Below are 2,176 nucleotides of genomic sequence, written 5' to 3'. Positions count from 1 at the left end.
TGTAGGGCTTATTATGCACGCTTAAAAATAATAAAAGCAGACTTGACCTGATAGTTTGGCTGTGAGCAATTATGTGCTTAGTGCATCTAACGCCGGAGTTAAGCCGCCGCGCGTAGCGCGGTCGGCTTGAACGAATTGTTAGACATCATTTACCAACTGACTTGATGATCTCGCCTTTCACAAAGCGAATAAATTCTTCCAAGTGATCTGCGCGTGAGGCCAAGTGATCTTCTTTTTGTCCCAGATAAGCTTGCTTAGCTTCAAGTAAGACGGGCTGATACTGGGCAGGTAGGCGTTTTATTGCCCAGTCGGCAGCGACATCCTTCGGCGCGATTTTGCCGGTTATTGCGCTGTACCAAATGCGGGACAACGTAAGCACTACATTTCGCTCATCGCCGGCCCAGTCGGGCTGCGAGTTCCATAGCTTCAAGGTTTCCCTCAGCGCCTCGAATAGATCCTGTTCAGGAACCGGGTCAAAGAATTCCTCCGCTGCCGGACCTACCAAGGCAACGCTATGTTCTCTTGCTTTTGTAAGCAGGATAGCTAGATCAATGTCGATCATGGCTGGCTCGAAGATACCCGCAAGAATGTCATTGCGCTGCCATTCTCCAAATTGCAGCTCGCGCTTAGCCGGATAACGCCACGGGATGATGTCGTCATGCACGACAAGGGTGACTTCTATAGCGCGGAGCGTCTCGCTCTCGCCAGGGAAAGCCGAAGCCTCCATAAGATCATTGAGCAATGCTCGCCGCGTCGTTTCATCAAGCTTTACGGCCACAGTAACCAACAAATCAATATCGCTGTATGGCTTCAGGCCGCCATCCACTGCGGAGCCGTACAAATGCACGGCCAGCAACGTTGATTCCAGATGGCGCTCAATGACGCTTAGCACCTCTGATAGTTGGTTCGAAATTTCGATGGTCACCGCTTCCCTCATGATGTCTAACGGGCGAGGTAAGCCGACCGCAGAATGCGGGTCGGCTTGACCGAAATGTTAGAACCAGAAGCCAAAACGGATAACTTGAATTTGGCGACGGGCGCTAACCGTGAAAAAACGCTGCGCCACCGAGGCGGCACAGCACTGCAAAAACGATAGCTGCTTGCGCTTGCTACGCAAGGGCTAGAGGCCAAAAAGACTGAAAACCTGCGCAGCCCATGCAGGCGAAGCCCGGAAAAAAGGCAAAACAGGCACTGAATAACGCCTGAAAAGCTAAATGCCGTTTGAATAAACATGAGCTAAATAAAGCTGGGTTTCAGTGGTGCTAACGTTGGACGTAACGAGAGCCGGAGCGCAGCGGAGGGAACCAAAATGCGCAGCATTTTGGCGTCCCGTTGACGGAATGGTTAGCCGTTTCGACGCGCATAAACGGAGTGGGTGTACGGAATTACAGCTTGAATGGTTTCGGTTGAGACAAGCTCGAATTCTGTTTCGTTGAGCATTGGGAAGAAGGCGTCACCCTCGAAGGTTTGATGTACCTCAGATAGAAACACGCCGTGGGCGTGAGGTAGTGCCAGAGTGTATATCTCAGCTCCGCCCGCGACGTAGAGTTCATTGCCGAGTTCGGATGCCAAAGCGATAGCGTGCGACAGCGTTGAAACAACTACGCAGCCAGTGGCGCGGTAGTTAGCTTGGCGTGAGATTACCAATGTGTGACGGTTCGGTAGAGGCTTGCCGATAGACTCAAAGGTCTTTCGCCCCATGACAACGACTTTTCCCTCAGTGAGTCTGCGAAAAATCTTCTGCTCACCCGGAATTTTCCAGGGGATATTAGGACCATTGCCAATAACCCGATTGGCTCCCATCGCAGCAACGAGATAAATGCGTACTGATTCCGAGTTCATATGGCTAACTTTGTTTTAGGGCGACTGCCCTGCTGCGTAACATCGTTGCTGCTCCATAACATCAAACATCGACCCACGGCGTAACGCGCTTGCTGCTTGGATGCCCGAGGCATAGACTGTACAAAAAAACAGTCATAACAAGCCATGAAAACCGCCACTGCGCCGTTACCACCGCTGCGTTCGGTCAAGGTTCTGGACCAGTTGCGTGAGCGCATACGCTACTTGCATTACAGCTTACCAACCGAACAGGCTTATGTCCACTGGGTTCGTGCCTTCATCCGTTTCCACGGTGTGCGTCACCCGGCAACCTTGGGCAGCAGCGAAGTCGAGGCAT

The 2,176-nt window shown here is 51.9% G+C and carries 3 protein-coding genes and 1 pseudogene; 1 reads left to right on the top strand and 3 read right to left on the bottom strand.

Going from position 1 to position 2,176, the window contains the following annotated elements:
- Positions 1 to 98: 98 nt before the first annotated feature.
- From ACOTX4_RS25800 to dfrA12, 3 genes and pseudogenes are all read right to left on the bottom strand, one after another.
- Positions 99 to 937: pseudogene (locus ACOTX4_RS25800) on the bottom strand (AadA family aminoglycoside 3''-O-nucleotidyltransferase).
- Positions 938 to 942: 5 nt separating this feature from the next.
- The gene (locus tag ACOTX4_RS25795; protein ID WP_001336345.1) at positions 943 to 1,233 is read right to left on the bottom strand and encodes a DUF1010 domain-containing protein; all 291 of its coding nucleotides are present in this window, start codon (positions 1,231 to 1,233) and stop codon (positions 943 to 945) included.
- Between the two features lie 111 nt (positions 1,234 to 1,344).
- Positions 1,345 to 1,842: a trimethoprim-resistant dihydrofolate reductase DfrA12 gene (gene dfrA12, locus ACOTX4_RS25790; RefSeq protein ID WP_001083725.1), complete on the bottom strand. Its 498-nt coding sequence runs from the start codon at positions 1,840 to 1,842 to the stop codon at positions 1,345 to 1,347.
- A 144-nt stretch (positions 1,843 to 1,986) separates the two neighbouring features.
- On the opposite strand from dfrA12, the gene ACOTX4_RS25785 reads away from it, so the two are divergent.
- Positions 1,987 to 2,176 (top strand): phage integrase N-terminal SAM-like domain-containing protein (locus ACOTX4_RS25785; RefSeq protein WP_004165226.1); only part of this gene is annotated, 190 nt, incomplete at its 3' end.

Source organism: Enterobacter cloacae complex sp. IR5459, from assembly GCF_049238005.1.
GTDB lineage: Bacteria > Pseudomonadota > Gammaproteobacteria > Enterobacterales > Enterobacteriaceae > Enterobacter > Enterobacter hormaechei_C.
Note: the sequence above shows the minus strand (reverse complement) of the source record. Positions and strands in the feature narration are given on the sequence as shown.